The sequence below is a fragment of the Alloprevotella sp. genome (assembly GCF_057240785.1).
Genome location: NZ_DBHHRH010000008.1, coordinates 74,883 through 96,721, shown reverse-complemented (window position 1 = coordinate 96,721; position 21,839 = coordinate 74,883). Strand labels below are relative to the sequence as shown.

At 50.2% G+C, this 21,839-nt stretch carries 17 protein-coding genes and 1 tRNA gene; 11 read left to right on the top strand and 7 right to left on the bottom strand.

Annotated features, from left to right (window positions below; all coding sequences use genetic code 11):
- Nucleotides 1-62 precede the first annotated feature (62 nt).
- From ACO4R2_RS02010 to metF, 6 genes are all read right to left on the bottom strand, one after another.
- A complete protein-coding gene (locus ACO4R2_RS02010; RefSeq protein WP_484768977.1) occupies nucleotides 63-1,772 on the bottom strand; it encodes a Na/Pi cotransporter family protein in 1,710 nt (569 codons plus the stop codon).
- 101 nt (nucleotides 1,773-1,873) lie between these two features.
- Complete coding sequence (locus ACO4R2_RS02005; RefSeq protein WP_484768976.1) at nucleotides 1,874-2,365, bottom strand: gliding motility lipoprotein GldH; 492 nt, start codon at nucleotides 2,363-2,365, stop codon at nucleotides 1,874-1,876.
- The gene (locus ACO4R2_RS02000; RefSeq protein ID WP_484768975.1) at nucleotides 2,349-3,698 is read right to left on the bottom strand and encodes a PSP1 domain-containing protein; all 1,350 of its coding nucleotides are present in this window, start codon (nucleotides 3,696-3,698) and stop codon (nucleotides 2,349-2,351) included. The genes ACO4R2_RS02005 and ACO4R2_RS02000 overlap by 17 nt, the downstream gene beginning before the upstream one ends.
- A gap of 130 nt (nucleotides 3,699-3,828) precedes the next feature.
- On the bottom strand, nucleotides 3,829-4,200 hold the full coding sequence (locus ACO4R2_RS01995) for a four helix bundle protein (protein WP_484768974.1): 372 nt from the start codon (nucleotides 4,198-4,200) through the stop codon (nucleotides 3,829-3,831).
- A 173-nt stretch (nucleotides 4,201-4,373) separates the two neighbouring features.
- Nucleotides 4,374-5,501 carry a DNA polymerase III subunit delta' gene (holB, locus tag ACO4R2_RS01990; protein WP_347718790.1) on the bottom strand — a complete coding sequence of 376 codons (1,128 nt, stop codon included), beginning with the start codon at nucleotides 5,499-5,501 and terminating at the stop codon, nucleotides 4,374-4,376.
- A 12-nt stretch (nucleotides 5,502-5,513) separates the two neighbouring features.
- Entirely contained in the window at nucleotides 5,514-6,464 is a 951-nt protein-coding gene (gene metF, locus ACO4R2_RS01985) for a methylenetetrahydrofolate reductase [NAD(P)H] (RefSeq protein ID WP_315091579.1), read from the bottom strand.
- A gap of 370 nt (nucleotides 6,465-6,834) precedes the next feature.
- Between metF and mnmA the strand changes: the two genes are divergently transcribed.
- The 6 genes from mnmA to ACO4R2_RS01955 all read left to right on the top strand — a co-directional run bounded on the left by mnmA (nucleotide 6,835) and on the right by ACO4R2_RS01955 (nucleotide 14,579).
- Nucleotides 6,835-7,905 carry a tRNA 2-thiouridine(34) synthase MnmA gene (gene mnmA / locus ACO4R2_RS01980; RefSeq protein ID WP_484768973.1) on the top strand — a complete coding sequence of 357 codons (1,071 nt, stop codon included), beginning with the start codon at nucleotides 6,835-6,837 and terminating at the stop codon, nucleotides 7,903-7,905.
- 245 nt (nucleotides 7,906-8,150) lie between these two features.
- Nucleotides 8,151-8,339 carry a hypothetical protein gene (locus ACO4R2_RS01975; protein WP_484768972.1) on the top strand — a complete coding sequence of 63 codons (189 nt, stop codon included), beginning with the start codon at nucleotides 8,151-8,153 and terminating at the stop codon, nucleotides 8,337-8,339.
- Between the two features lie 285 nt (nucleotides 8,340-8,624).
- Complete coding sequence (locus tag ACO4R2_RS01970) at nucleotides 8,625-9,683, top strand: chorismate-binding protein (protein ID WP_484768971.1); 1,059 nt, start codon at nucleotides 8,625-8,627, stop codon at nucleotides 9,681-9,683.
- A 72-nt stretch (nucleotides 9,684-9,755) separates the two neighbouring features.
- A complete protein-coding gene (menD, locus tag ACO4R2_RS01965; protein ID WP_484768970.1) occupies nucleotides 9,756-11,480 on the top strand; it encodes a 2-succinyl-5-enolpyruvyl-6-hydroxy-3-cyclohexene-1-carboxylic-acid synthase in 1,725 nt (574 codons plus the stop codon).
- 104 nt (nucleotides 11,481-11,584) lie between these two features.
- Nucleotides 11,585-12,403, top strand: a complete 819-nt coding sequence (menB, locus tag ACO4R2_RS01960) for a 1,4-dihydroxy-2-naphthoyl-CoA synthase (protein ID WP_484768969.1) — start codon at nucleotides 11,585-11,587, stop codon at nucleotides 12,401-12,403.
- Nucleotides 12,404-12,542: 139 nt separating this feature from the next.
- Nucleotides 12,543-14,579, top strand: coding sequence for an enolase C-terminal domain-like protein (locus ACO4R2_RS01955; RefSeq protein WP_484768968.1), 2,037 nt, complete (start codon nucleotides 12,543-12,545; stop codon nucleotides 14,577-14,579).
- A 21-nt stretch (nucleotides 14,580-14,600) separates the two neighbouring features.
- Here ACO4R2_RS01955 and ACO4R2_RS01950 read toward each other — a convergent pair whose 3' ends face one another.
- The gene (locus ACO4R2_RS01950) at nucleotides 14,601-15,482 is read right to left on the bottom strand and encodes an aldose 1-epimerase family protein (protein WP_484768967.1); all 882 of its coding nucleotides are present in this window, start codon (nucleotides 15,480-15,482) and stop codon (nucleotides 14,601-14,603) included.
- A 153-nt stretch (nucleotides 15,483-15,635) separates the two neighbouring features.
- On the opposite strand from ACO4R2_RS01950, the gene ACO4R2_RS01945 reads away from it, so the two are divergent.
- The 5 genes from ACO4R2_RS01945 to ACO4R2_RS01925 all read left to right on the top strand — a co-directional run bounded on the left by ACO4R2_RS01945 (nucleotide 15,636) and on the right by ACO4R2_RS01925 (nucleotide 21,616).
- Nucleotides 15,636-15,710 (top strand) — tRNA-Pro (locus tag ACO4R2_RS01945).
- 360 nt (nucleotides 15,711-16,070) lie between these two features.
- Nucleotides 16,071-16,295 (top strand): helix-turn-helix transcriptional regulator, encoded by a 225-nt coding sequence (locus ACO4R2_RS01940; protein WP_484768966.1) that lies wholly within the window; start codon nucleotides 16,071-16,073, stop codon nucleotides 16,293-16,295.
- A gap of 22 nt (nucleotides 16,296-16,317) precedes the next feature.
- Nucleotides 16,318-17,349, top strand: coding sequence for a DNA cytosine methyltransferase (locus ACO4R2_RS01935; RefSeq protein WP_347718800.1), 1,032 nt, complete (start codon nucleotides 16,318-16,320; stop codon nucleotides 17,347-17,349).
- On the top strand, nucleotides 17,346-19,460 hold the full coding sequence (locus ACO4R2_RS01930) for an AAA family ATPase (protein ID WP_484768965.1): 2,115 nt from the start codon (nucleotides 17,346-17,348) through the stop codon (nucleotides 19,458-19,460). Before ACO4R2_RS01935 ends, ACO4R2_RS01930 begins: the two co-directional genes overlap by 4 nt.
- Nucleotides 19,460-21,616, top strand: coding sequence for a restriction endonuclease (locus ACO4R2_RS01925; protein WP_484768964.1), 2,157 nt, complete (start codon nucleotides 19,460-19,462; stop codon nucleotides 21,614-21,616). The genes ACO4R2_RS01930 and ACO4R2_RS01925 overlap by 1 nt, the downstream gene beginning before the upstream one ends.
- Nucleotides 21,617-21,839 lie beyond the last annotated feature (223 nt).

Below are 21,839 nucleotides of genomic sequence, written 5' to 3'. Positions count from 1 at the left end.
GTCGGAGCAGTCCGAAGAATCAGGACCAGTCTGAGCTTTGCTGGAGTGGGTCTCCTCTCCTTTTATTGCCTTCTCAAATTCATGCGGGCCTGCACCACGTTGATGACATAGTCGCCGAGCTTTTCGCACTCTTGGATGATGTCGAGGTAGGCCGTTCCGAGGTCGTAGGAATATTTATGATCATTGACATCGTCGATGTTCTGGTCGCGGAGACGCTCGCGCAGGTCGTTGATGTTGTTCTCAATCTCGAAAGATTTGTTTACGTCCACCTTCTCGCGGTTGTGCTGGAAGGTGTAGTTCATTTGCGTTAAAGCCTCGTCGGTGAGCTTGAACATTTGCTCCACATTCTGGCGCAGTTCGGGCGTGAGGCGCTCGTTGTTTTCGCGGCCATGGGAGATGGTGCGTGCCAGGTTGTAGCAGCTGTCGCCGATGCTTTCTATCTCACTGATTTCGCGCAACATGTTGCGGATTTTCATCTTCGTGTCGTCACTGAGATGGGCGTTGCCCACATGGTCGAGGTATTTGGCAATCTCAATTTCCATGCTGTCGCTGATAACCTCGTATTTCTTGATGCGCTCCACGAGTTTGGCGGACTTTTCGGGGTTCTGCTCATGAAGCAAGTCCTGCACCATGCCAAACATGCGCTGTATGCGCTCGCCGAAGCTGGAGATTTCCTTCTGTGCCTCAAACACGCTCAACTCGGGCGTTTTCATGATGCCAGCCTGAATGAAGCGCAGGCGGAAGTCCTCCTCATCGCTGTCTTCCTTGGTGGGGAGAACGAAGCACACGAGGCGTTCGAGTTGCGGTATGAAACCGATGAGCAGGGCCGTGTTGGTCACGTTGAAAGCTGTGTGGAAAGCCGCCAGCACGATGGGGAGGATGGCAGCGCGCTGTGCCACACTGATGGTGGTGTCGGCGGGGTTGTAGCCCACAACGGAACAAACCATGTCCACGAAAGGATAGAACAGACACATGACCCATGTGACGCCGATGACGTTGAAAAAGAGATGGGCAAGGGCAGCACGGCGCGCCTGCGTGTTAGCTCCCAGTGCGGCGAGATTGGCTGTGGCCGTCGTACCGATGTTCTCACCCATGACGAGGGCTATACCCAGATAGATGGGCAGGACGCCTGTGGAGCAGAGCAGGATGGTGATGGCCATGACGGCGGCAGAGCTTTGCACGAGGCAGGTGATGATCGTGCCGATGAAGAGGAAGAGGATGATGGTCCAGCGACTATTGGTGTCGAAGGAACTGAAGAAGTTGATGGCGTCGGGGTTGTGCTGAAGGTCGAGGTCGGTGCCAGCAGCGCTCAGCAAGACAAGGGCGAAGAAGAGAAAAGCGATGCCGAAGAGGAAGTCGCCAATGTAGCGGAATCGCTTGGAATAGATGAGGATGATGCCCACGAAGAAAGCCGGGAACACGGCCATGGTGAGGTCCACGTTGTAGCCCAGGGACATGATCCACGCCGTGAGCGTTGTGCCGATGTTAGCACCCATGATAACGGAGATGGCCTGTGCCAGCGTGAGAAGTCCGGCATTGACGAAGGACACAGTCATCACCGTGGTGGCCGAGGAGGACTGCACGGCGCAGGTGATAAACGTACCTGTGAGCATACCCGTCAGGCGGTTTGTTGTCATGGCTCCGAGGATGTGTCGGAGTTGTGAGCCGGCCATTTTCTGAAGGGCCTCGCTCATTACTTTCATACCATAGATGAGCAGCGCCAGTGCTCCCAGGATTTTACTGAAAATAATCAGATAGTCAGCGGTTGTCATTGTTGTTTGAATGAGGAATGATTCTTTGTTGTGTTTGGGGACGTCGCGCGGATTTATATAGGTGTTTTTTCAGCGCAATGTTCTGTTGGTGTCGGCATGGGTCAGGGGATGCGATCGAGGCGTATTCCCACGTTGGCCACTCCCGGCAGGAGGTTGCGGCGCATGAGATGCTGCACGGTGATAGTACCCGTTTGCCCTTTTTCGAGGTGAAGTTCGTCGACAGGAAAGACATATTGATAGAGGCTCACTCCCTGTCCGTTGACGTCGCCGTCCTTATCGGTGAGGCTGCAAAGGGCCGTGTCGCGCTGAGCCTTTTTCCCTTGCAGTCGGGTGGTGATGCTCAAAGCCAGAGTCTGGAAGGGGTAGGGATTGGCGGCCGATGTGCGCACGCCGATGCTGAGGCGGTAGCGGCCCGCTTGCTGGACCGTGTCGATGGGAAAGACGAGCGAATCCGTTGTTTCCCATCCGTCCACAGGCGTGGCGCGGAAGCAGTATGTTTCCACGCGGCGCTGCCCGCAGCCCACAACGATGAGGAACAGCAGGACAAAGAGCGGCACGAGGCCAGCAGTGTGCATCTTAGGCTTGCGGAGCATTGTTGTCGGCAGCTTGGTTGTTTCGGTTCTGTGGTCCGCGCGGCCGGTTGTTGCGGCGGTCGGGGCGCGGTCGGTTGTTGCGGCGTTGCTCGCCACGGCGGTCGGCTTGAGCCGCCTCCGCTGGGCGGTTGGCATTGTCTGCCGGGCGGTTGCCGCCCTCTGCCGCCCGCTTGTTAGGGGCATTATCGGGGCGGTTGTCGGCTGGGCGCGCTTCGCCGCCGTTGTTGGGGCGTTCGCCCGTGGACTTATTGCGGCCGCCGCGGCGTTTGTTGCGACTACGGTCGAAGCGGGTCAGACTTTCCTGCTCCAAGAGATCCACGGAGCGTTTCGGTTCGTTGTCCGTTTCCTCGGAGAGTTGTAGCGGTTTCTCGCCCCGCTTGTTCATTTCCATCACCTCTTTGGCGCGTTCGGCAGATATCACCGTGAGGTTGGCCGCCAAGCGTTTGTCAGACGAATAAGTGACGAGGCCCGCCAGGATGTCGGCTTTGAAGAAATAGAAAGTAGCATCGGCCGTCTCCAGTTCTATGCGGCGATCGGGCAGTTGCTGACTCGCCTCTATATAAGTGTCCACCTCGTAGTTGAGGCAGCATTTCAGTTTGGCGCACTGTCCCGCCAATTTCTGCGGATTTGGGGAGATGTCCTGCACGCGCACCGCAGTGGTGCTCACGCTGTTGAAGTTTTTCATCCACGTGGCGCAGCAGAGTTCGCGGCCACACGGGCCGATGCCGCCGATGCGTCCCGCCTCTTGGCGCGCACCTATTTGTTTCATCTCGATGCGCACATGAAACTCATCGGCCAAGACCCTGATGAGCTTGCGGAAGTCCACGCGCTGGTCAGCGATATAATAGAAGATGGCTTTATTCCCATCGCCCTGATATTCCACATCGCCAATTTTCATGTCCAGGCCTAATTCCTTCGCGATTTGTCGGGAGCGAATCATGGTGTTCTCCTCCAAGGCCTTGGATTCGTTCCATTTATCGATGTCCATCTCGCGCGCTTTGCGATACACGCGCTTGATTTCGGCATCTGGCTTGAGGTTGGCTTTCTTCATCTGCAAGAGCACGAGCTGTCCCGTTAGTGTGACCACGCCGATATCGTGACCCGGCGCAGATTCTACGGCCACGATGTCGCCCTTCGCCAAATCGAGGTGATTGTCGTTGCGGAAGTATCCCTTGCGTGTGTTTTTGAATTGAACCTCCACCATATCGGAGAGTTCAGCATTGCCTGGCACGTCGGCCAGATAGTCGTATGTATTGAGCTGCTTGTCCTGCCGTCCGCACCCTTTGGCGCAGAAGCCTCTCAAGCATTCAGCTGTTTCAAATTCGTGTTGCATCTTTGTCAATGTGCTAATGTGCTAATGTGACGCGCGCAAGCTCGCTAATGTGCCAATGCGTGGGCGCGGTTGCTGTTGCTTTATGCACTTATTTTAGAGCTGAAACGTCAGATAGCTGTGTGCACTATTTTTATTGTTTTCTATTCCTATTATTAAGATGTCTACGACTGGTGCCGATGATAGCGCTCAGTATTCGTTTGATTTCTTCGTTTTGTTGCCAAAGGGATTCATCGAAGGGGTAGCGTTCGTGTCGGCGGCAAATTTTCAGCCAGTAGCTTGTCTCCTCGCATTCCTTAGCGGCAATTTTGAGTTTGTGGATGAAGTCGAGCCGCGTCTCAGCACATTGTGCTTCTTCGATATTTGCACCGATAGATGTTCCCGATCTCCACAATTGGTCGGCCAAGCGATAGATGCGTTGGTCCTCTAACATTTCTGTGAACTTAATGACGTTCAGCGCGAACTCAAAGCTTATGTCCACAATGCGGTTTCCAGTATTCTCCATAAATAGATAAGGTGTGTTTTAGCGTTATATTGTTGTTTACTTGTATTATTGTAGTCTTTAATCCCCTGCTTTCTTGCATTAGCACATTCTCACATTAGCACATTCTCAATTAGCACATTAGCGAGCTTGCTCGCGTCACATTAGCACATTAGCACATTCTCACATTAGCACATTCACTTAACGAGTAATACGATTAGCTTTAAGCAAAAATCGAAGAAGACCATGCGCGGATTAACGTTGGACTCGATGTCGCGTTGTGCCAGAGAAAATTCGTCCATGATACCGATGACGTTGCGCTCATTGATGAAACGCGCGAAGTTGCGACTGAAGTCGGCCTCCTTTTGCGTTTCGTAGTTGAGTTCCGCCTGCCGGAAGTTGTAGATGAAGTTTTCGCGGATGAGTCGCTGGCAGTAGTCGAGGAAATGCTTCTGACGCTCTCGTCCCCAGGTACTCACCGTTTCGCTCCAGCGCGAAAGCTCTTTGATGTCGCGCATATAGCAGCGGCGCATGAGGAGCACAAACATATCAAAATACGTGGCCGCATCGGCGTTCACTCCGAGCTGCTGAAGCGCCAGAGTGTAGTTGCCGTTCGCGCTGCGGGCAATGGTGCGCGCGTCGGCCTCCTGAAGGCCACGCTGGCGGCAGAGAGCCTGCTCTATGTCCTCTTGGCGGAGCGCGGGGAAGTCGATGCGCTGCACCCTACTAAGGATGGTGGGCAGGAGCTTCTCGGGCTGGTCGCTCACGAGGATGAAGGCCGTGCGCCCGATAGGTTCTTCGAGCGTTTTGAGGAGTTTGTTGGAGCAGGAGAGGTTCATCTTGTCGGCTTGCCATACGATGACGACTTTGTAGCCGCCGGCTTTTTGTGCCACAAGACTGAGTTTCTGAATGATTTCTGTGCTTTGACTTTCGTAGATTTCAGGTTGCTGATTTTCGATGCCGAGGCGGTCGTTCCAGGTGTTGCGACTGATCCAGGGCGTTTCGGAGAGCAGTGTGCGCCATTCAGAGATAAAGGTGTCGCTGACGGCTTTGGTGGAGGAGTTCTTTTTGAAAATGGGGAAGATGAAATGGAGATCGGGGTGCGCGAAGTGGGCCGTCATGGCGCAGTCGTTACAATGTCCGCACGGCGTGAGTCCTTGGCGTTGTTGGCAGAGCAGCGCCGTGGCAAAAGCCAATGCCATAGGAAGTTTTCCGCTTCCCGCAGGACCGCAGAAGAGTTGTGCGTGGGGTACGCGCCCTTCCTCCAACTGGCGGAGTAAGAGGCGTTTCACACCCTCCTGACCTATGACCTCGTCCATGTTCATTTTCTTGATAGCTTAATAGATTTGTTTTGCAATTTGAGCCACACTGTCCACGGCACTCATTGTGTAGAAATGGATGCTCGGTACGCCGGCAGCGATGAGTTCTTTACATTGGCTCACGGCCCATTCTATGCCGAGAGCTTTGGCCTCCTCGTCGGTGCGGCATTTGAGAGCCTCGCGCGCCAGCGGTTCAGGGAAGTCGCAGTGGAAAGTCTTTGGCACAGCAGTCAGTTGCGAAAGGCGGGTGAGCGGTTTGATACCTGGAATCACCGGCACATCCATTCCCGCCTCCTTCACGCGCTGACAGAAGCGAAGGTAAGCCGCATTGTCGTAGAAGAGCTGCGTCACGCCGTAGTCTGCTCCGAGTTCCACCTTCTTGCGGAAGTAGGCGAAATCGGTCTCCAGATTGGGCGCTTCTTCATGTTTCTCCGGATAGCAGGCCACGCCATAGCTGAAATTAACATCAGCTTCAATGGGCGACCCATCGAGAAATGTTCCTCGATTGAAAGCATTGACCTGTTCTTGCAGTTCGGTGGTGTGTGCATAGCCGCCCCGCGTGGGCACAAACATCTTTTCGTCGCGAGGCTTGTCGCCGCGCAGCAGCAGGAGGTTCTCGATGCCCAGAAACTGGAGGTCGATGAGCACATACTCCGTCTCCTCCTGTGTGAAGCCCTGACAGAGAATGTGTGGCACAGCCGTAATGCCATATTCGTGTTGTATAGCAGCGGCCACCGCCACCGTGCCTGGGCGGCGACGCAGGGTAGAGCGGCGGAACGAGCCGTCGGGTTGTTCGGAATAGACATACTCCGAATGGTGCGTCGTGATATTGATATATTTCGGGTCAAACTCGCGTAGGCGTTCGATAGTGCGTTGCAGTCCATCGATGCCTCTACCTTTCTTGGGTGGCAAGACCTCGAAGGAAAAGGCCGTATTTGAGTTCTGTCGAATCAGATCAATGACTTTCATCCTAAAACAAATGCTTCTGGCGCATAAAGTGCCAATATTTCACGTTGCAAAGATACAAAAAGAAAAATACAATAAGGCTGTCAGCTGACAGCTTTATTGTGTCAGCCAGCATCCTTATTGTGTCAGCTGACAGCCTTATTGTATTGGAGGTCGGACAAGTAGGAAGGCTCGGACTGGTCGGATCGGTCGGAGATACTCTTGGGGGATTGGGTGTCGGACCAGTCAGACGGGTCGGACCAGTCGGAGAAGTCGGACCAGTCCGAGCCCCAAACCAGTGGCAGCAGAGCACTCCCCCTCATGGGGGAGGTGGAGGGGGCTTTATCCCTCTCTCCCGTCTTTTTATTATCTTTGCAGCCTAAAACAACGGATTATGAGATATGCCGGACTGATAAGTGGCGGAGTGGACAGTGCTGTGGCCGTTCATCTGATGAAAGAACAAGGCATCACGCCCGACCTTTTCTATATCAAAATTGGCTCAGGCCCTGAAGGAGAGTGGGATTGCTCTGCTGAGGAAGACTGGGAAATAGCGTCGACCGTGGCGCGAAAATATGGGTGTCGCCTCGACCTTATCGACTTGCAAAAGGAATACTGGGAATATGTCGTGGGCTACATCGTGGATCGCCTAAAGGCGGGACTAACGCCCAACTCCGATGTGATGTGCAATAAATACATCAAATTCGGGGTCTTCGAACAGCGCGTGGGACATGAGTACGACCGCGTGGCTACGGGGCATTACGCCCAAACGGAACGAGACGCCGACGGCAACGTGTGGCTCACTACCAATCCCGACCCTGTGAAAGATCAGACCGACTTCCTCGCACAGCTCGACAACCTCGGACTGCGCAAAATCATGTTCCCCATCGGCCATCTCCTCAAGGAGGAAGTGCGCGACATTGCCGAACGCGAACACCTCGCGCCGGCACATCGCCACGACAGCCAGGGCATCTGCTTCTTGGGAAAAATACGCTTCTCCGAACTCGCACGGAAATATCTCGGCGAGAAAGAAGGCCTCGTGGTGGAAAAGGAAACCGGCAACATCATCGGTAAGCACTCCGGCTATTGGTTCTTTACCATCGGCCAGCGCAAAGGCCTCGGCTTCGGCGGCGGCCCGTGGTACGTCGTTGGCAAAGACATTCGCCGCAACATCATCTATGTATCTCACGGTTTCCAGACGCAAGCCGCCTACGGGCGCGAGTTCTTCGTGAGTCAGCCCAATTTCCTTACGCTCAACCCCTTTGCGGAGGACGGCGAATACGACATAACTTTCAAGGTGCGCCATACTCCCGAATTCACCCCCGGCCGTCTTCTCGTCAGTCACGGGCGCTATAAAATCATCTCCGCCGAAGATGTTCAGGGCATCGCCCCAGGTCAGTTTGCTTGCCTCTATGATGCCCAGCATCATCGTTGCTACGGCAGTGGGGAGATAGCACAAAGTCGCTAACTCTATTTTACAAAAAGTGCGAAATCTTTATTTCTAAATAGCAGAAATGAAGATTTCGCACTGTTTTGTTTGGCTTGGTGAAGAATAACCCATATATTTGCGCGCTTTTAAGCTGGAAATGGGAGAGTCTCTCCGCTCAAGGCTCGAGCAAAGCGTGCTCCACCTCTTGCAAGAAAAAGACAGAGCTACATTTCCCTTATATCTATCAATAAATAGTGTTATTACAGATGGTAAAAGAAATAATCATGAGAAAGAAAACGTATACCTCACCCGTTATCGCCGTTTTTTCCTTTTGTGAGGAAACCCCACTTATGAATATGTCGCCCGGTATAGGCCAGCACAATCCTGGGAAACGCAAACCTGGTCCTCAAGCCGGGAATACGCGCTCTGAAGGCTGGGGCTCCGACGAAAGCTCCCTGCTCTGGGAAGATTGAGGCGTTTTGACCAACAGTGGGAGATACGCCGGAAAATAGCCAAAAGCAGAATAATAATTCTGCTATAAAAACGGCCACAAACTTTTGCAAAATTCAGCACAAGTTTGTGGCTTTTTTCATGTCCTCCCACTTCTTCTCAAATCTGTGTGTTTTCTCTCATTTCCATCTCTTTTCGGCTGGAAAGTTCATGCTTGAAAGTCGTAAGGCGGTGCCTGAAAGTATTGGGTGCAACTAAAAAACGCGAGATTATGCCCTACTCTTGCGCTTTTTTCGTACTTTCGCGATATGCCAAGTTTTGCTTATTATCGTCTGCCGGGCAAACGCTCGTATGTCCGACTGTTCCGCGAGGGAGCAGTGGGGACACTGCCGTCGGTAGAAGAAGCCGACGGGCGAAAGGGATTCCTCATCGCGCCTTTCACGCCAAACGCCGCAACGCCCATTGTCTTGCTCGAACCAGAAGAGGTGCGGGAAGGCGTTGTGCCCGAGGGAGCTACTTTCGTGCTGCCTGCGGCGCGGCGCAGCGAGAACCGCGAAACTTACGGACAAGCCTTTCGCGCCATGCAGCAAGTGCTGCGGACGGGCCAGTGCGGTAAGGTAGTGCTGGCGCGCACGGCCACAATGCCCATTCCTCCTCTTTCTAACGAAGCGTTAGAACGTTTTTTCTTTGCCGCGTGTGCGGCGCATCCCCATGCTTTTGTATCGCTTTTTCAAACCCCTCAAACGGGTTGTTGGCTAGTGGCCACCCCCGAACGACTGCTTACGCACGAAAACGGCGCGTGGCAGACGATGGCGTTGGCCGGCACTATGGCCTGTGCGGACGGAGCGTGTGTGCCCCTCGATGCGTGGAGCGAGAAGAACTGCCGCGAGCAGCGCCTCGTGGCGCAGTATGTTCGCGATCAGCTCCGCCAGCTGACGATTGAACCAGAGGAGAGTGAGACCTACGTGCGCAAAGTGGGGGCGATTTGTCACCTCGAAACGGATTTCCGCTTCCTGCTTCCCGCTGGTCTGGGCATAGGAACTGTGCTCTCTCACTTACACCCCACGCCGGCCGTATGTGGAGTGCCAACGGAGCGCGCTCGCCGAGCCATTCTTGAATATGAGCCAGAGCCACGCCGCTACTATGCCGGCTTCTGCGGCCCGCTCAATTTGCTCCACGAAACGCGCCTTTACGTCAATCTGCGTTGCCTGGAAGTGATGCCCTCCCTCTTGCGTTTCCACGCCGGTGGCGGACTCCTTCCCGAGAGCAACGAAGAGGACGAATGGCTGGAAACGCAACGCAAAATGGCAGCTCCGCTCGAGCATCTCACAGCGCCTTCCTCCGCAACGCTTTCGGGCGAAGAGTAGTGCGACAGATAGCGCTGTTGGCAAGCAAAATAAGACACCTGATAACCTTCTTTGGGCTAACGAACGATACAAATGAAACAAAAATATAGCAGTGTAGGAAAATTCTCCGCCGAAGCCTCCGCAACTTCGGTCTCTCCTTCATCGGCCTCTCCCTCAGGCGAGGACACGGGACGGAGTGCTGCTTCCATCTTCACCTCCCTTCTTCTTTCTTTTGGCGTTTCAGATGCTGTGGTTTGTCCCGGCTCTCGCAATGGCGCGTTGGTGCACAATCTCTATTGCTGCCAACCGCAGTTGAGCGTGTGGCCCGTAACGGACGAACGCTCGGCCGGCTTTGTGGCGCTCGGTATCGCCCTCCGAACGGGGCGCACCACAGTGGTGTGTGTCACTTCCGGCTCTGCGCTGCTCAATGTGCTACCTGCCGTGGCTGAGGCCTACTATCAGCACGTGCCGCTCCTTGTGGTGTCGGCCGACCGCCCAGAGATGCTCCTCGGTCAGTTGGACGGACAAACGCTGCCGCAGGTCGGCGCGCTTCAGCCCTATACGCCAACAATTCAGTTGCCAGAGTTGCGCAGCGAGGCCGATGCTTGGCATTGCAACCGCCTTATGAACGAGGCGCTGCTCTCAACGCGCCGCCACGGTGGGAGGCCTGTGCACATCAACATCCCGCTCACGCCGCCGCTCTTCCGCTTCGAGGAGGAGCGTTTGCCCGAGGAACGCCTCGTTCTGGAGGACTTCCGTCCCGCTCCCGCCCACTTGGAAGCGGCATTGCAGGAGGTGGCCGCGGCGCGCTGTCCTGCCTTGCTCATTGGGCAAAGCAGAGAGAACGTTTCGGAGGAGGTGCTGCGGCTGGCAAAGAGCGGGCGCGTCGTCGTGTTCCCCGAAATGCTCAGCAACTGCCCCGGAACGGCGCGCATGAACGCTCTGCGCAATGGTCACTTGGACTTGCTCTCCGACATCGACCTACTGATTTCGGCCGGGGGCAATCTGATCAATAAGGACGTGAAGGAACGCCTGCGCCTACAAGCTGACCTGCACGTGATTCGCCTTGAGCCGACGGACGCCATGCCCGATACTTTCTTCCACCTCCACCGCATTTGTCGGACGACACTCGCTGACTTCCTCGCGCAACTCTCCGCTGCGCCGATGGAACAAAAGGAGGCGGTGGTCCGCATCAATGCGCTGCTCGAAAATACCCTTATTGCGTCAGCCGACAGTATAAGGCCGTCAGCTGACACAAAGGTTCTGCGGCGCGACACAATAAAGAAACTGACGGACACAACGGCCCTGCAACTCGTGGCCGAGGCGGTGGCGCACCACGGTATCGGTTCGCTGCATCTGGCCAATAGTAGTGTGGTGCGCAATGCCCAACCTTTCTTCGACGGCGGCCGTTTCCCTGTTCTCTGCAACCGAGGTGTCAACGGCATTGAGGGTTCTATGTCCGCCGCGGCGGGCTATTCGCTCCGCGCCGAGGGAACGGCGCTTCTTTGCATCGGAGATCTGAGTTTCTTCTACGATGTGAATGCTCTCTGGAATGCTCGTCTCGACGGTCGTCTGCGGGTGGTGCTCCTCAACAACGGAGGGGGCGGCATCTTTCGCCATCTGCCGGGACTGTCCGACTCGCCAGCTCACGAAGAATATATTGCGGGGCGCAACTGTGCCACAGCTGAGGGTATCTGCCTAAGCTACAACTGCGGCTATCTCCATGCCGCCACGCCGTCCGAGGCTGCTGCTGCTCTCCAAAGCCTGCTGACAGCTCCCTCCGATAGGCCGCAAATTCTGGAGCTTTTTGTGAGCTGACCAGCAGCGAAGACTGTTCTCGGACGGGTCAGACTCGTCCGACCTGTCCGACTGGTCCGACCTGTCCGAGAATCCCAATAAGAAAATAAAAAACCTATATAATTATGACAAGAGAATGGACCTCCTTGAAAGAGTATAAGGAGATATTGTTTGAAATGTATAATGGCATCGCCAAGATCACTATCAACCGGCCGCGCTGGCGCAATGCGTTCACGCCGCTAACGGTGGGGGAGATGAGCGATGCCTTTCGTATCTGTCGGGAGAATCCCGAAATCAGTGTCGTTGTCCTGACGGGTGCTGGCGATAAGGCTTTCTGCTCGGGCGGCGATATGAACGTCAAAGGTCGCGGCGGTTATGTCGGTGGCGACGGCGTGCCCCGTCTCAATGTCCTCGACGTGCAGAAACAGATACGTTCTTTGCCCAAACCCGTCATTGCGATGGTCAACGGCTATGCCATTGGCGGAGGACACGTTCTCCACCTCATGTGCGACCTCACCATAGCTTCGGACAACGCCATCTTTGGACAAACAGGCCCGAAAGTGGGTTCGTTCGACGCTGGCTTTGGTGCGTCCTATTTGGCACGCATCGTGGGACAGAAGAAAGCCCGCGAAATCTGGTTTATGTGCCGCCAATACTCGGCCATAGAGGCAGAGCGCATGGGCATGGTAAACAAAGTGGTGCCTTTCGAGGAGCTGGAGGACGAGGTGGTACGCTGGGCGGAGAAGATGATGGAGCATTCGCCCTTGGCCTTGCGCATGATTAAGGCGGGCCTGAATGCCGAGCTCGACGGACAAGCAGGTATTCAGGAACTCGCGGGAGATGCCACCATGCTCTATTATATGCTCGATGAGGCGCAGGAAGGTGGTCGCGCTTTCCTCGAAAAGCGCAAACCCGATTTCAAGAAATTCCCGAAACTGCCTTAAGAGGGCGACCAACAAACGGCTGTAGTTCTCGGACAAGTCCGACTGGTCGGAGAAATCGGACTGGTCGGAGAAATCGGACTGGTCGGACTGGTCTGACTGGTCCGACCCGTCAGAGAACTTTTTCTAAAACAAAACTCCCATGAACATCAGAATCATTCCGCGCACCCTTTGTTTTAAGCAACCGGCGGGTACTTCGCGCGGTGTTTACAAAGAGCGGAAGGTGTGGTATCTCGATCTCACCTATGAAGCTGAAGGGCGTATAGCTCGCGGACTGGGAGAGTGTGCCCCGCTCCCCAATTTGAGTTGCGACTACAACGGTGATTACAAAGCAACGTTGCGGCGTATCTGTCGCGAGGTGGTGGAGGCTGGACGGCTCGATACGGAGGCCCTTCGCCCTTACCCGTCCATCCTCTTCGGTCTTGAAATGGCCTTTCGCTCTGCCAAAGCCTCGCTCACGGGGCATTATCTCCAGCTCTACGACACGCCTTTCACGCGTGGCGCGGAGGGAATTCCCATCAACGGCCTCGTTTGGATGGGGACGCACGATGAGATGATGGAGCGAATGAAGGCAAAACTCCGTGAGGGTTTCCATTGTGTGAAACTGAAGATTGGGGCTATCGATTTCGAGAGTGAACTGAACCTCATCCGTCGCCTGCGTGCTCGCTTCTCGCCCGAAACTGTCGAACTGCGCGTTGATGCCAACGGTGGTTTTTCGGTGGACGAAGCGCCACGCCGATTGGAAAAGCTGAGCCGTTACCATATCCACAGCATCGAGCAGCCCATTCGGCAAAACCAATGGGAGGAGATGGCCGCACTTTGTCGCAATACGCCGTTGCCCATCGCCCTCGACGAGGAACTTATCGGTAACAACGATCGCGTTATGCGGCAGCGACTGCTCGACGAGATACGCCCGCAGTACATCGTCCTCAAGCCCTCTCTCCACGGAGGCTTCAGCGGCTGCGAGGAATGGATGATGGAGGCCGACAAACGCGGGGTGGGCTACTGGGTGACGAGTGCGCTGGAGAGCAATGTGGGACTCAACGCCTTGGCACAATGGGTGAGCCAGTTGCCACCTATGCCCGTTCGTCATCAGGGGTTAGGTACGGGACAATTGTTCACCAACAATTTCGAAGCCACTACCTTGCAGATACGTGGCGAAAGGCTCTGGATGGAGGATTTCGGGACAAAAGCGTTTCGGAAACAAGTGGACGAATTTCGAGGCGAATGGGAGAGCAAAACACCTACGTTGACGGTGAAAACATCTGGTTCGACCGGACAGCCAAAGCTCTTGCGTGTGGAGAAAGAGAGGATGCGCCACAGTGCCGACATGACCTGCCGTTTCTTAGGTTTGAAGGAGGGCGACACGGCTTTGCTCTGTATGCCGCTCGACTACATCGCCGGGAAAATGGTCTGCGTGCGCGCTTTCACCCACGGCTTGCGCCTCGTGGTGGTCAAACCCTCCGCCCATCCGTTTGAGACGCTGACCACCGCGCCCACCTTTGCCGCGATGACCCCGATGCAGGTGTTCGAGACGCTGAAAGTGCCGCGCGAGCGCGTCCTGCTTCGCGAGGTGGGCCAACTCATCATTGGCGGCGGCAGCATCAGTGGGGCGTTGGCCGAAGAGCTGCGCGATTTCCCCCATCCCGTTTGGAGCACTTACGGCATGACGGAAACGCTCTCCCATGTGGCGCTGCGCCGCCTGAATGGGCCAGCGGTCGATGAGCGCTACAAACCCTTCGACGGCGTGAAACTCTCCCTCACCGCAGACGGTTGTTTGCGCATCGAAGCCCCCGCCGTTTGTCCCACACCACTTGAGACCAACGACCGTGCCGAACTCTTCCCCGACGGCACGTTCCGCATCCTGGGGCGCAAAGACAATGTGATATGTTCGGGCGGCATCAAGTTGCAAACGGAGGAGATAGAACGCCGCCTCGCCGCCTTGGATGTGCCGTTTCAGATCACCGCTGTACCCGATGAGAAATATGGCGAAGCCGTCACGCTGCTCTATGCGGGCGAAGCCGATGAGGCTGCTCTGGCGCGCTACTGCCGTGAGCACCTCGAGCGCTACGAATGTCCGCGCCACTATGTGCGGGTGGAGCGGTTGCCACTCACCGCCACCGGAAAACCAGCAAGGGCAGAAGCACGCGCGCTGGCTGCCTCCGCCCTTGGGAAATAAGTGTGGTGAGCGATTTTAGGTTTATACTTCTACCTCATACCCTCCTGTCCATGTAGCTCCGCCTTTGGCCTGCTGGATGAAGGCACGTTCCGCGATGGGGCCGCTGAATCCCTGCAAATCGGGTAGGCCGTACCACGGTTCGAAGCAGACAAACGGGCTGTGGACGCCTTGTGGCGACCAGAAAAGCCAGACGGGAGCCGTACTGCGTACGGTGGCTATGGGACGTTGCTCCATGTCGAGCAGCGTGGCAGCCTCCACCTGACGCTCCAAGATAAGGGCTTCGTTGCTGAATGTGTCTACGCACACCGGCACGAGGCCTTCTTCCGTCAGCGGGATGGGGTAGTGGGCCGGTGTTGTTCCGTCCATGATGATGCAACCTTGTTCGCCAGCGCGGAGCAGATGGTCGGCCTTGCCCGTAAGGCGGATGTAGCCACAGACGCCTCCGCCCTCCTTGTAGTCCGGCAGGTTCAGTCCCGGATGTCCTCCCATTTGGAAAAACATAGTTTCTGTTCCCTGATTCTCCACCTTAAAGTCGGCTTTCAGCGTGCGCCCTTCGAGATGGTAGCACACTTCGAGGCGAAACGCATAGGGAAATACCTCTCGCGTGGCCTCCGTAGCTTCGAGGAAGAACGTCACGCTCTCCGCCTTTTGTTCTCCCACCTGCCAGGGCATATTCTTCGCAAAACCATGCTTCGGAATGTTGTAGGCACGGTTGCCAATGCGGCTCTCTCCGTTCCAAAGGCCACCCGTGATGGGGAAAAGGATGGGGCTGTGGCCACTCCAAAAAGCGGGGTCGCCCTGCCAGATGTACTCGCGCCCCGTTTGGGCATCTCTCAAACTTGTTGTCTCTGCACCTTTCTCTGAAAAGGTGGCAATGAGCTGTTTGTTTTCTATCTTGACCATAAGAATAAAGATATGTGCAGGGGCGAAGTTAGGCGAAAAAAGCGATTTTATGGAAAAAAGTTGAGATTTTATTTTGTTCGTACCATTCTTTATGGTACTTTTGCACTCGCTAAAAGGAACTATCCCCTATATAAGTTCCGCAAGCTATTTCTTCGGGGTGTAGCTCAGCCCGGTTAGAGTACGCGTCTGGGGGGCGTGTGGTCGCTGGTTCGAATCCAGTCACCCCGACTGAAGAAAATAGGAAGTCGTCATCGAAAGATGGCGACTTTTTTTGTTCTTCCGCCATTTTGAGTGCTACGGCAGTCATGCAAGTGCATAGAGGCGTAGAAGAAAGTGTTTCTCATCCCTAAAGCCTCATTCGCATTTCGTTTCATTACTTTCCTCTTGGTTATTTGATGCCTTCAACTTTCCTCGTTGATAGAAGGCAGTCAATACCAGGCATGTAGGTATTTCTTATAGGCTCTTTTGCTTGCACATGCAAAACAATAGAATAAGATTCATTTTATTGCGGATAATCTATAAAAACACTCCAGATATTCTTTATATAGAGGATTTAACTATACCTTTGCCAGAAGAAATGATTACTATATGGCAAGTAAAAAATTAAATCGAATAAAAGTTGTTCTTGCGGATAAGCAGCGGACGAATAAATGGTTGGCTGAACAGTTAGGTAAGGACCAAACAACCGTATCTAAATGGTGTACCAATTCAAGTCAGCCCGATTTAGGCAATCTGATGGAGATAGCCAAAATATTAGATGTAGAACTGGCCGAGTTAGTGAGGTTTGAAGAATTCAAGAACGAGGCAAAATGAAAAAAGAAGAAATAGAAAAACGATGAAGAAGAAATATAAGGGTATAGATTTGTTTTGTGGCATAGGTGGGTTTCGTCTTGCCATGAAAAGTAACAATGTCAAATGTGTATTCTCGTCAGATAACGATAAGTTTGCACAACAAACTTACGAGGCGAATTTTCACGAGATTCCGACAGGTGATATAAAGGCCATTGAAGCAAAGGATATACCCCATTTTGACATTCTAACAGCAGGATTCCCATGCCAGCCGTTTAGCTATGCAGGAGAGAAACAAGGTTTCAATGACGAAGTTAGAGGTACTTTGTTTTTTGATGTGTGTCGGATTTTGGAATACCACAAACCTCCTATGGTTTTTCTTGAGAATGTAAAAGGACTGAAATCACACGATAAGGGCAAAACTCTTCAGACTGTTTTAGACAGTCTGAGGAAACTTGGCTATTATCCACATTGGACTATTCTATCATCTTTAGATTATGGACTTCCTCAAAAAAGAGAAAGATGGTACTGTGTCGCATTTAGAAGTGATGTGAATTTTGAATGGCCGAAACCTGTAGGTGGTCATCCGACCTTGCGTGATATAGTAGATATGAATGATCATAATCCTTCACTGGCTATTTCTAAATTTGAACTTGATAGGATTGATTACCATTTTGCGAAGGCAAAGCCTGGTGATAGAATTCAACATGACAACTCCAAGTATAAGCCCAATACAAAGAAGGGTAAATATGGAGTGTTTTCGTTCCAAAAACCTGATGGTTCTTTGAGATTTCATGTAGGAGACCTAGCAAAGACTCAAATACAGGAGGCTTTTTATTCGTGTCTTGACACTTATGCCCCCACTATTATAGCCAACAGGACACCTAAGCTATGGGATATTCGTAGAAAGTTATCTGTTCTTGAATCAAAAAGACTCCAAGGTTTCCCTGATGACTTTGTATTCCCCGTATCAGATGCTCAGACATACAAACAATTAGGAAATTCAATCAGTGTTCCAATTATTGTAAAGATAATGGAAAACATGATTAAAACTTACGAAAAAACTATTGAAAAATGAAATACATAAGTGTTAAGTCCGTCGTTGAAGCCTATAAAGGATTTCAAGACTGCATGACCAATAAGTCATGGGGATACTTGGCTTTGCTAAAAGGATGTAATAATAGCATTGAGCCATCTGTTTCTTATGAGGTAAATCTTGATGGTGTTTCCAATTTTCTTGAAAACATATTCAATTTAAGCCAAACAAAAAAACAATATAATAGTGGGCGTTCTTTGTATGTAGTATTTTCTAACAAATGGGAGAAATACTTTAACGACCAAGGTAAACACATTCCTAATATCTATGACATTGCAGTTTGGGCTTATCGGAGAACGTCTTTCGAGGATAATATTACCATTGAGAGCATACTTCAAAAATTTGCCAGTGAATTCAATATACCATTGGATATTATTTATGGAAGTTTCAATACTCATGCTATAAATATTGAGTTTTCAAACTCTTTGTATTTGGAAAGTTCACTAAAAACGGAGTTGAAGAACATAGGTGTAGATGTGTCAAGAGAAAATATTGATGCAAAGAAAGGTAGCGTTGTCGCATCCCCTGGCGAAATAAGCCGTGGTCCTTTTTTCCAAACTCTATATTCTGGATTGGAAATGACAGATTATGTTTTGATTTTACAATCGAACTATCATTCTCTATACGGAAATGGAATAAAGTCAGAGGACAAAGGACATAAGTCCGAACAAAGGAACTCTTTGCAGCAAATCTTTTATGGTGCACCTGGTACAGGTAAGTCACATACCATCAATGAGGAAACGAAAGATGAAGATGTTATCCGTACGACATTTCATCCAGACACAGATTATTCAACATTTGTGGGCGCTTATAAACCAACAACGGCATTACTACCTATTTGTGATGAACTCGGACAACCAATGAAAATTGGTGCGACAACATTACATAAGGAGCAAATTGTCTATGAGTTTGTGGCTCAATCATTCCTGCAAGCATATATCAATGCTTGGAAGAAATATGATGAGGGAAATAAGCAATACCTTGTAATCGAAGAAATCAACAGAGGCAACTGTGCGCAAATCTTTGGTGACTTATTCCAGCTTCTCGACCGTAATGATTATGGCTTTTCTGATTATCCTATAAAAGCGGATGCAGATATGAAGCGACAACTTCAAAAAGCATTCGCAGGATTATCTATAGTACAAAAAGACAAAGTTAATGCTATGTATGAAGGTAAGGATATTGTATCCCAAGTGTTGAATGGTGATATTTTACTCCTGCCTAACAACCTTTACATATGGGCTACCATGAACACAAGCGACCAGAGTTTGTTCCCAATAGACTCTGCTTTCAAGCGTCGTTGGGATTGGACTTACATGCCTATATCTAATGCAGAAAAGGACTGGATTATAGAAGTTGATGGAAGCAAATATGATTGGTGGCAGTTCCTTGAAAAGATTAACGAGAAAATTGGCTCCACAACCAATTCTGAAGACAAGAAACTTGGTTATTTCTTCTGTAAGGCGCAAGATAGCGTTATATCGGCAAAGACATTTGTCGGTAAGGTTATCTTTTATCTGTGGAACGATGTGTTTAAGGACTATGAGTTTGGTGATGCTATTTTCAATGATGAGGACGGAAGTAAATTGTCTTTCGACAAATTCTATACCTCAGAAGGTAAGAACTCAAAAGTAGTAGAAGAGAAGGTTGCTTTATTCTTGAAAAACCTTGGGCTCATACCAATAGAAATCTCTAAAGAGGAAAGTGAAATAGAAGATGAGGACGGTAATACGCCAGAATCAAACAGTAGAAACTATGACAAGTTTACTGTAAATGATGGCGCAGAATGTGCCAAAAACAAATTGGCTATAGAATGTATAAAAGAATATATTAAGTTAAATCCAAACATTACAGCCCAAGAGGTTTATAAAGAATGGAATTCATTAGGCAGTATAGTACCTCATTTCATAGAGACAAAGGAACAATTTGATTCACGCACAGATAACAGTAAGCGTTCTGATGCTGTAGATTGTTATGGAACAACTATTTATGTTGCTCGTGATGGATACGGCTGCAATGGTCAAGCTGATACTCTCATGAAATTAGTAAATGAGAAAGATTGGGGTATTACTATTAAGAAAATTATAAAGTAATGCGCATACTGATAGAAGAATATCAATACAACGTAGCCAATATAAAGAACATTCTCTATGGCATTGATGCTTTGGAGAATGTTGAGGGTAAGGTGTCCGTTCATTATGTAGGATATTTCTACAATACTCTACTAAAGGATTGTGTGTTTATCCTGCCCAAGGTGTTGCTAAAAGATGTGGGAGGACAAGAACTTGTATTTGGAAAGTATAAGCCAGAAAGCATTGCTAACTTGGATGAAACCAATCCACTTGATGCTGTTGAGAAAAATTTTCTCTACAAGTTTGCTGTTTGGATTTATCGTGCCATAGTGGTTTACAAAAACGATAAACGCAATGATACCGATATTGTATATCATTCGCAAATAGCTCAAGTTGGTAATGGTCAACGCAGATTAAGCAATACTTATCTTGATATTCTTCTGTCGTTGTTACAATTCAACCGTGACAACCAAAGATTCTTCTTTTTCATTGTAAAGAACTTGCATAGTGGCTTGAACAAAATTAATTGGACTCGAACCATTGGTACGCAAACAGCCATTGTGCAAGATGGACAACCAATCTATTTGAAGCCTGTCAACAAAAAACGACAAATCAACTTTGACGAGGAACTGCTTGTTATATTTTTCTCAATTTTAAATTATATCGGTGAGACTTATGGCTTTCCAAAAGAAATCTGCTGCCAGTTTCAGTTGATAACGGGAAAGAAGTTTGAAACGTACTTGAATGGCTTTGGCAAAACTCGTTTACGTCAAATCAAATACAAATATTTCTCTGATAAAGCACTGCAATTGTGGCAGTTATGCTATGCCTTCTTTGATGAAGCAAGGCAAGTGCTCATCACGACAGAGCAGAAAGAATACCTATTGGTCAAGAACTTCTATATTGTATTCGAGGCTATCATAGACGAGTTGGTCGGAGACAATCCTTTGCCTGATGGAATGGAGAAAAAACAAGAGGACGGAAAAATTGTAGACCACCTCTTCACAGCAAAAAGTCTGATTGAAAGTGAAAACAAACAGACTTATTACATTGGTGACAGCAAGTATTATAAGATGGGGCATAAGCTTGGTTCTGAATCCATCTACAAACAATACACATATGCAAGAAATGTCATCCAATGGAATCTTGACATCTTCAATAGTGGCAAAACAACGGAGTCGGGCATTCGGCTTCGTGATGATGTGACGGAAGGATATAACATCATTCCAAACTTCTTTGTGTCTGCCAAGATGGATGAAAATTTTGATTACACTAATGATGGTATCGAAAAAACAGACCGCAAAAAGAATCGACACAAACAAGTACAATTCAACAACCGCTTGTTTGACCGTGATACATTGCTCCTGTTTCACTATGATGTAAACTTTCTTTTTGTCCTATCATTATATGCAAAAAATAACACGGATCAAAAGACACAATGGAAGCAGAGTATTCGTAATCGTTTCCGTACAGAAATACAGGAATGGCTGCAAAAAGATTACGACTTCTATGCAATGAAGGCACATCCAGATGTGAATGGAGAAGAATATATCAAGACACATTTTAAAGAGTTACTTGGCAAAGTGTATACTCCATTTGCGGACGAAAATGTCTATTCTTTAGCGTTAGACACGACAACAGATGCGAACAAGGCGGAGAATGAACTGCTGCTAAGTGAATTAAAGAGATATTTCTTTGTAGCAGATTGCAAACTTGGTGAGCAGCCAAATCAAGTCCTTCAAAAACCTATATCCAAGGGCTATTCACCTATTGCTGATGTAACAAAAGACGGGGTCTTGATGGTAATGATGGAGAACTACGATGTGAAGAAACTGAAGTTCCTTCCAACAGGAAAACTTGCTGTTGGTATCAAATACACAAGGGACGGCATAGAAATTGTTGAGAATTTGCAATCTATTGGATATGTGCTATTTCATACTCGTAAAGATGTTGGCCAGCATCTTTTCCGTGTAAAGAGCGTTCAACTTATAAAGTCAGTGGACGACTTGCCTATGTGCGTATACAGGAACGTCAGCACTACGGAAATGTATGTCGTGGTTGATATTGATACATCTAATGAAATGAATGCCTCCAAGATGCATTCTTCGAAGAAGAAATATACTCCAAATACGAGATATGATGCACAATATTCAGAAAAAAGAGTTATCACAAAATAAAGAAGTCGCAGGTAATGATAGATAGAATTATTATCAATTACTATAAATGTATAGGGCAAGCTGATATTAAATTTAACCGTTTCAAGGATATTATTGTTAGCAATAATGGTGTCGGACCAGTCGGACCGGTCTGATTTGTCCGATCAGTCTGAAAAAAGCAGCAGCCACGCAATGTTTTGAATTTGCGTGGCTGCTGTTGTTATAAGAGTTTTTATGCGCCTCT

Excerpts from the sequence above, each read along its gene's own strand:
- ACO4R2_RS02010 (WP_484768977.1), bottom strand. The coding sequence starts at position 1,772 with ATGACAACCGCTGACTATCTGATTATTTTCAGTAAAATCCTGGGAGCA.
- ACO4R2_RS02005 (WP_484768976.1), bottom strand. The coding sequence starts at position 2,365 with ATGCTCCGCAAGCCTAAGATGCACACTGCTGGCCTCGTGCCGCTCTTT.
- ACO4R2_RS02000 (WP_484768975.1), bottom strand. The coding sequence starts at position 3,698 with ATGCAACACGAATTTGAAACAGCTGAATGCTTGAGAGGCTTCTGCGCC.
- ACO4R2_RS01995 (WP_484768974.1), bottom strand. The coding sequence starts at position 4,200 with ATGGAGAATACTGGAAACCGCATTGTGGACATAAGCTTTGAGTTCGCG.
- holB (WP_347718790.1), bottom strand. The coding sequence starts at position 5,501 with ATGAACATGGACGAGGTCATAGGTCAGGAGGGTGTGAAACGCCTCTTA.
- metF (WP_315091579.1), bottom strand. The coding sequence starts at position 6,464 with ATGAAAGTCATTGATCTGATTCGACAGAACTCAAATACGGCCTTTTCC.
- mnmA (WP_484768973.1), top strand. The coding sequence starts at position 6,835 with ATGAGATATGCCGGACTGATAAGTGGCGGAGTGGACAGTGCTGTGGCC.
- ACO4R2_RS01975 (WP_484768972.1), top strand. The coding sequence starts at position 8,151 with ATGAGAAAGAAAACGTATACCTCACCCGTTATCGCCGTTTTTTCCTTT.
- ACO4R2_RS01970 (WP_484768971.1), top strand. The coding sequence starts at position 8,625 with ATGCCAAGTTTTGCTTATTATCGTCTGCCGGGCAAACGCTCGTATGTC.
- menD (WP_484768970.1), top strand. The coding sequence starts at position 9,756 with ATGAAACAAAAATATAGCAGTGTAGGAAAATTCTCCGCCGAAGCCTCC.
- menB (WP_484768969.1), top strand. The coding sequence starts at position 11,585 with ATGACAAGAGAATGGACCTCCTTGAAAGAGTATAAGGAGATATTGTTT.
- ACO4R2_RS01955 (WP_484768968.1), top strand. The coding sequence starts at position 12,543 with ATGAACATCAGAATCATTCCGCGCACCCTTTGTTTTAAGCAACCGGCG.
- ACO4R2_RS01950 (WP_484768967.1), bottom strand. The coding sequence starts at position 15,482 with ATGGTCAAGATAGAAAACAAACAGCTCATTGCCACCTTTTCAGAGAAA.
- ACO4R2_RS01940 (WP_484768966.1), top strand. The coding sequence starts at position 16,071 with ATGGCAAGTAAAAAATTAAATCGAATAAAAGTTGTTCTTGCGGATAAG.
- ACO4R2_RS01935 (WP_347718800.1), top strand. The coding sequence starts at position 16,318 with ATGAAGAAGAAATATAAGGGTATAGATTTGTTTTGTGGCATAGGTGGG.
- ACO4R2_RS01930 (WP_484768965.1), top strand. The coding sequence starts at position 17,346 with ATGAAATACATAAGTGTTAAGTCCGTCGTTGAAGCCTATAAAGGATTT.
- ACO4R2_RS01925 (WP_484768964.1), top strand. The coding sequence starts at position 19,460 with ATGCGCATACTGATAGAAGAATATCAATACAACGTAGCCAATATAAAG.